At 66.3% G+C, this 6,043-nt stretch carries 6 protein-coding genes; 4 read left to right on the forward strand and 2 right to left on the reverse strand.

Annotation, left to right across the window (positions count from 1 at the left end):
• Positions 1–46 precede the first annotated feature (46 nt).
• Entirely contained in the window at positions 47–1,918 is a 1,872-nt protein-coding gene (htpG, locus tag H261_RS22160) for a molecular chaperone HtpG (RefSeq protein ID WP_008622246.1), read from the reverse strand.
• 259 nt (positions 1,919–2,177) lie between these two features.
• Between htpG and H261_RS22165 the strand changes: the two genes are divergently transcribed.
• The 4 genes from H261_RS22165 to H261_RS22180 all read left to right on the forward strand — a co-directional run bounded on the left by H261_RS22165 (position 2,178) and on the right by H261_RS22180 (position 5,400).
• The gene (locus H261_RS22165) at positions 2,178–2,540 is read left to right on the forward strand and encodes an HPF/RaiA family ribosome-associated protein (RefSeq protein WP_040477235.1); all 363 of its coding nucleotides are present in this window, start codon (positions 2,178–2,180) and stop codon (positions 2,538–2,540) included.
• Positions 2,541–2,691: 151 nt separating this feature from the next.
• Positions 2,692–3,549: a LysR family transcriptional regulator gene (locus tag H261_RS22170; RefSeq protein ID WP_008622258.1), complete on the forward strand. Its 858-nt coding sequence runs from the start codon at positions 2,692–2,694 to the stop codon at positions 3,547–3,549.
• A gap of 103 nt (positions 3,550–3,652) precedes the next feature.
• Complete coding sequence (locus tag H261_RS26295; protein ID WP_008622260.1) at positions 3,653–3,961, forward strand: hypothetical protein; 309 nt, start codon at positions 3,653–3,655, stop codon at positions 3,959–3,961.
• A gap of 239 nt (positions 3,962–4,200) precedes the next feature.
• Positions 4,201–5,400, forward strand: coding sequence for a hypothetical protein (locus H261_RS22180; RefSeq protein ID WP_040477236.1), 1,200 nt, complete (start codon positions 4,201–4,203; stop codon positions 5,398–5,400).
• Here the strand turns inward: H261_RS22180 and H261_RS22185 are convergent.
• A complete protein-coding gene (locus H261_RS22185; RefSeq protein ID WP_008622264.1) occupies positions 5,392–6,036 on the reverse strand; it encodes an energy-coupling factor ABC transporter ATP-binding protein in 645 nt (214 codons plus the stop codon). The two genes, H261_RS22180 and H261_RS22185, sit on opposite strands and share 9 nt — an antisense overlap.
• Between the last annotated feature and the right edge of the window lie 7 nt (positions 6,037–6,043).

The raw sequence follows: 6,043 nt of genomic DNA on the forward strand, positions 1-6,043 counted from the left end.
ACCCCGACCCTCTCCCGCCGGCGGGAGAGGGAGGAGCGGTGGTTTCTTACCCCAGCAGGCCCTTTTCCATCACCGACACCATGCGCCGCGCGAAGGCGTTCGCGTCGGCGGGGGGTTCGCCTTCGATGATGCGGGCCTGATCGAGCAGCAGGAAGGCGGCGTCCTCGACGTCCCCATCGGTGCCGCCGGCCTTGACCCGGGCGGCGAGGCCCTTGATCAGCGCGTGACGGGGGTTGATCTCCAGGATGCGGGCGCGCTCGCCCGGCGCCTGGTTGTGGGCGCGCAGCATTTTTTCCAGATGCATGCTCATCTCGCCCTCGGCGGCCACCAGGCAGACGGCGGATTCGGTCAGGCGTTCGGACGCGCGCACGTCCTTGACGCGCTCGCCCAGCGCCAGCTTGACCGCCTCGATCAGGGTGGTCAGCTGGTCGGCGGGGGCTTCGTCCTCCTTGCTGTCCTCGGCGCCCTCGGGGGCCTTGACCGCCGACAGGTCGGCCCCGGCGGCGGCCACCGAGCGGAACGGCTTTTCCGCATAGGACGGCACGGCGGAGACCCAGAACTCGTCGATGGGATCGGTGAGCAGCAGCACCTCGACGCCCTTGGCCCGGAAGCCTTCCAACTGCGGGCTTTTCTTCAGCTGCTCCAAATCGTCGCCGGTGATGGTGTAGATGGCGTCCTGGCCGTCCTTCATGCGCGCCACGTAATCGGCCAGCGTGGTCAGGCCGTCGCCCTGGGTGGAGCGGAAGCGGCAGAGATCCAGGATGTCGGTCTTGCGCTCGAAATCCTCGTAGATGCCTTCCTTGAGCACCGGGCCGAAGGCGGTCCAGAACGCGTCGTATCCGCCGTCGGCATCCTCGGACTTCTTCTTCAGTTCGCCCAGGATGCGCTTGACCAGTCCGGTGCGGATCTTGGACAGCACCGGATTGTGCTGCAACATCTCGCGGCTGACGTTCAAGGGCAGGTCCTGGCTGTCCACCACGCCGCGCACGAAGCGCAGGTAGGGGGGCAGCAGCTCCTCGCAATCGTCGGTGATGAACACTCTTTTGACGTAGAGCTTCACATGCTGCTTGCGGTCGGGGTGGAAGATGTCGAGCGGCTTGGACGACGGAATGAACAGCAGGCCGGTGTATTCGATGGCGCCTTCGGCCTTGTAGTGCAGCGTGCTCCACGGCTCGTCGAAGGCGTGGGCGACATGATGGTAGAATTCCCTGTACTGCTCCGGCGTGATCTCGGACTTGGGACGCGTCCACAGGGCGTTGGCCGAGTTGACGGTCTCCTCGTCCGTGTCGCCGTCCTTCAGCGTCACCGGGATGGCGATGTGGTCGGAGTAGCGCTTGACGATGGATTTGAGGCGGAAGGCGTCGAGGAATTCCTTCTCGCCGTCCCTGAGCTTCAAGGTGATGGCGGCACCGCGCGCCGCCTCGTCGGCGGGCGACACGGTGAACTCGCCCTTGCCGTCGGATACCCACTTCCAGCCCTTGGCCTCGCCGGCCTTGCGGCTGATGACGGTGACCTCCTCGGCCACCATGAAGGCGGAATAGAAGCCGACGCCGAACTGGCCGATCAGGGTGACGTCCTTCTTGGCGTCGCCGGTCAGGCGCGACAGGAATTCCGACGTGCCCGACTTGGCGATGGTGCCCAGATTGGCGATCAGCTCGTCATGGCTCATGCCCTGGCCGTTGTCGACGATGGTCAGCGTGCCGGCATCCTTGTCGGGGATCAGGCGGATGCGGAATTCGGAGCCGCCGTCCAGAAGGTCGGGCTCGGTGATGGCGGCGTAGCGCAGCCGGTCGCATGAATCCGAGGCGTTGGAGATCATCTCGCGCAGGAAGATCTCCTTGTTGGAGTAGAGCGAGTGAACGACGATGTCGAGCAGCTTGCCGACTTCCGCCTGGAATTGACGCTTTTCTTCGGCCATGGCGTATCCGTCTCCCGGAGCTATAGGGTTGCATGGAAAGGCGCTCTGATATGAGGGGAGTGGCGCCAGCTTGCAAGTGCGGCGATTCTCCGAGACAATGGACGTTCGCTCCCGGCGTTGCCAAGCCCATTGTAAATGGCTATGTATGGCGCCCCGAGCTTCAAGGTCCCGCCTGGGTGGCGGGATCATATAAGGAACCGAGTCGCCCGGCCCGCCGCCAAGAGCCGGCAAGAGGCGAACCGAGAGAATGGAGATGTTGATGCAGATTCCCCTCCAGATCACCTTTCACGGTGTCGATCACTCCGATGCCGTCGAAACCCGCATCCGCGAAAAGGTGGCCAAGCTGGAGCATCTCTTCGATCGCATCACCAGCTGCCGCGTGGTGATCGAGCAGCACCACAAGAACACCTCGAACCTGCACCACAAGGGCGAGCCCTTCCATATCCGTCTCGCCCTGACGGTCCCCGGCGACGAGCTGGTGGTGAAGCGCGACCCCAAGGACAGCCATGTCAACGAGGATATCTACGTGGCGCTGCGCGAGGCTTTCGCCGGCATGGAGCGCCAGTTGAAGGAATACGTCGACCGTAGCCGCGGCAACGTCAAGGCGCGGGCGCAGGCCTAGCCATTCCTACCGGCATGGGTGGGGTCTTCCCACCCATGCATCAAGCATTCCGATTACCGACCGCGGGGTAGTTGAAGTTTCCGCGCGGTTCGGATAAAACGCTGCAATCTATTGCAGCGCAGCATGGCGCTGTCTCCTCCCTGGCCGCGTCATGAATATCGATCTCGCCCGCACCTTCCTGGAAATCGTCGATACCGGCAACTTCAACAAGGCGGCCGAACGCCTGTCGGTGACCCAGTCGACGGTCAGCATGCGCATCCGGGCGCTGGAAGACGAGTTGGGGCGGCCGCTGTTCGTGCGCTCCAAGTCGGGCACCCAGCTGACCGCCGCCGGCATGCAGTTCCGCCGCTATGCCACCACCATGGTCCGCGTCTGGGAGCAGGCGCGCCAGGAACTGGCCCTGCCGGCCGGTTTCCGCACCGTGCTCAACGTGGGCGGCCAGTTCTCCCTGTGGGACCGCCTGCTGGTCCAGTGGATTCCGTGGATGCGCACCGCCATGCCCGACGTGGCGCTGAAGGCCGAGGTGGGGTCGTCGGACGGGCTGATGCGCCAGCTGATCGAGGGCATGCTCGACCTCGGCGTCATGTATTCGCCGCTGTCGCGCCCCGGCCTGCACATCGAGAAGCTGCTGGAGGAGCGTCTGGTCCTGGTTTCCACCCGCCGGCGCAGCGTGGCGGAATGGGACGATGATTACGTCCTGGTGGATTGGGGGCCGGAATTCCGCGCCGCCCACAGCCAAGCCTTCCCCGACCTCAAGACCCCGGCGGTATCGGTGGGGCTGGGGGCGCTGGGTCTGCAGCATATCCTGGCCTATGGCGGCACCGGCTATTTCCCCATGCGGGTGGTGCGCTCATACCTGTCGGCCGGCCGGCTGTTCGAGGTGGCCGGCGCGCCGGAATTCCGCCGCCCGGCCTATCTGGTCTACGCCGAGGACGAAACCCGCGAGGACTGGTTCGTCACCGCCCTGGATGGCCTGCGCTACGTGGCGTCGCTGGAAAGCGAGGACTGATCCCCGTCCCGGCAATGCCGGAACCGCCCTCGGGTGCCGGGCGGGCACCCTGGGCCTGCCAATGTGTGATGAGTTCCGCCCATCGCATATTGCCGCGACATCAATGCTCGTGATCGTGGCCGCCGAGGTCTTCCTCGGCGTGCCTGTGCTCGTGCGGCTTCCAGGCGTGCCGGGGCTGCTCGTGGCCGTGGTCGTGCCCGGTGCCGTCCTCGTGCCCGTGCGGATGGCTGTGCTGGTGCAGGTGGTCGTGGGCATGGGTGTGGGCGTGGGCGTGGCTGTGGCTCACGTCGCCGTGGGCATGGGGGTGGGCGTGGACATGGCTGTGCTCGTGGGCGTGGGCGTGCTTGTGCTCGTGCCCGCTGGCTTCGTCGTGATGGTGGCCGCCGTGCATCTGCCTCTCCCGGAGCTGTGACCTGCCGTCATTCTACTCCCGCCGCCCGGAAATCGGAATGGCGGCGAGGGCGCCATAGGCGGCATAAATAATAAAATTAGATAAAATTTTATTCAAAGACTCTGTTGTGCGCTGACAAAGATCAATATTGATATTACGTAGGTAATACAAGTGATCACCCCATTATAAGCGTTGATTTCCTCAACGAACAGGCGCACCGTAAATCGAATATGAATGCATGGACTTGAGATGTGAACGCCATGTCAGGACGTACTTCGACGAAGACAGGAAAGGCTGCTGCCGGTACCCGCTGGTCCAATGCGGACCCCGGCATCGACGCGATCCGCGCGGCGCTGGAAGGCCCGGTGATCGAGGTCCTGCGGCGCGAGGTGCTGGCGCTGAAGGGGCTGCCCCGCAACGCGGCCTACGACAAGGCGATGAACGACCCCAAGATGCTGGACGAGTGCCTGCGGCTGTTCCGCGAGCGGCCCGAGCTGTTCGCCCATGTGGTCATCGATGCCGGCAAGCAGCCGGTGACCGTCGATCACGACGTGCTGGCCTGCGGCCGCACCCTGGCCGAGGCGGTGGCGCTGGTGGTCCGCGCCGCGGCGCGGCGTTACTTCCGGTCCAAGCTCGACTTCCGCAGCAAGTTCCAGGCCCCGCCGCCCAAGCCGTCGCTGATGAAGCGCATGGGTCTCGCCCTGGGCCTGTCCCATCCGCCGCCGGCCCCCAAGCATGCCCCGAAGCCTCATTCGCGCTCCGAGGCCCTCTATCAGGCCATCCGCGAGCATCTGCGCTTCGACTGGCAGGTGCTGCTGATTCCCCACTACACCCCCATGAGTCCGACCCTGGTCAGCGATCTGGGCTCGCGCCTGCTGGACATCCGCGAGGCCGCCGAACTGCAGGCGCTGGCCTCGCCGGGCAACATGCCGCGCGACGGCCGGGTGCCGCTGCTGCTGGACGACGCCCGGCGGCTGCTGGTGGGGGGCAAGGACACCATCGACGCCGAGATCCTCTGGCGGGTGGTGCAGCAAATGGATCTGGCCCGCCTGTTCCCCAACAAGTCGGACGTGTCCCAGATCCGCCGCGCCGTCGCCCAGGTGTCGGCCACCCATGTGGACGTCATCCGCTCGCTGCTGCCGGTGCTGGGCGGCGACATCCGCCGCTTCACCGCCTTCCTGATGATCGCCTTCACCACCTTGGGCGAGCAGCGCTTCAAGCAGGATTTCTGCCAGACCGGGCAGGTGCATGCCGCCCGCAAGCTGGCCGAGCGCCTGAGCAAGATCGAGGCGCCGCCGCCCTGTCTCGACGACATGAAGCGGGTCTATGCCGCCCTGCTGTCCACCGCCTATGTGGGCGGCGTCGAGGCCGGGCCGTCGCGCCTGGACGCCCAGCCCCGCCTGAAGAAGGCGCTGGACGCGCTCGGCCCCAGCTCCAAGCCGGTGTCGATCTCAGGTTAAGGTTCCGCCGTCCAGCGTGATCCGCCGGGTGGCGAGGCGCTCCACCACCTCGCGGTCGTGGGAGACGATCACCATGGCCTGGGGCAGCCCGGCCAGGATGTCCAGCAGCCTGGCCCGCGTCGGCTCGTCGAGCGCGTTGCTCGGCTCGTCCAGCAGCAGGACCTCGGGTTCCATGGCCAGCACGGCGGCCAGGGAGACCAGCCGCTTCTGTCCGCCCGACAGCTTGTGGGTGACGCGGTCCTCCAGGGCGGCGAGGCCCAGGCGGTCCAGGGTGGCGTGGACGATGGCGCGGGCCTCGGCCCGGCTGCGTCCCAGGTTGAGGGGGCCGAAGGCCACGTCCTCGGCCACGGTGGGGCAGAACAGCTGGTCGTCGGCGTCCTGGAACAGCAGCCCGGCCCGGGCGCGGACCTCGACGAAATCGGCCTCGGCCCGGCGCTCCCGCCCGAAGGCGTGGACGGTCCCCGCCTTGGGGCGGATCAGTCCGACCATGACGTGCAGCAGGGTGGTCTTGCCGCTGCCGTTGGCGCCCAGCAAGGCCACGCGTTCACCGGCGGCCAGCGCGAAATCGACGCCGTCCAGCAGCGGGCGGGCGTCGTCGAAGGCATGGCTCACGCCCTCCAGGCGGATCAGGCTCACACCACCC

Source organism: Paramagnetospirillum caucaseum, assembly GCF_000342045.1.
GTDB lineage: Bacteria > Pseudomonadota > Alphaproteobacteria > Rhodospirillales > Magnetospirillaceae > Phaeospirillum > Phaeospirillum caucaseum.

What these genes read in the sequence shown, in the direction of transcription:
- htpG (WP_008622246.1), bottom strand. Translation starts at nt 1,918, where the DNA reads ATGGCCGAAGAAAAGCGTCAATTCCAGGCGGAAGTCGGCAAGCTGCTC.
- H261_RS22165 (WP_040477235.1), top strand. Translation starts at nt 2,178, where the DNA reads ATGCAGATTCCCCTCCAGATCACCTTTCACGGTGTCGATCACTCCGAT.
- H261_RS22170 (WP_008622258.1), top strand. Translation starts at nt 2,692, where the DNA reads ATGAATATCGATCTCGCCCGCACCTTCCTGGAAATCGTCGATACCGGC.
- H261_RS26295 (WP_008622260.1), top strand. Translation starts at nt 3,653, where the DNA reads ATGCTCGTGATCGTGGCCGCCGAGGTCTTCCTCGGCGTGCCTGTGCTC.
- H261_RS22180 (WP_040477236.1), top strand. Translation starts at nt 4,201, where the DNA reads ATGTCAGGACGTACTTCGACGAAGACAGGAAAGGCTGCTGCCGGTACC.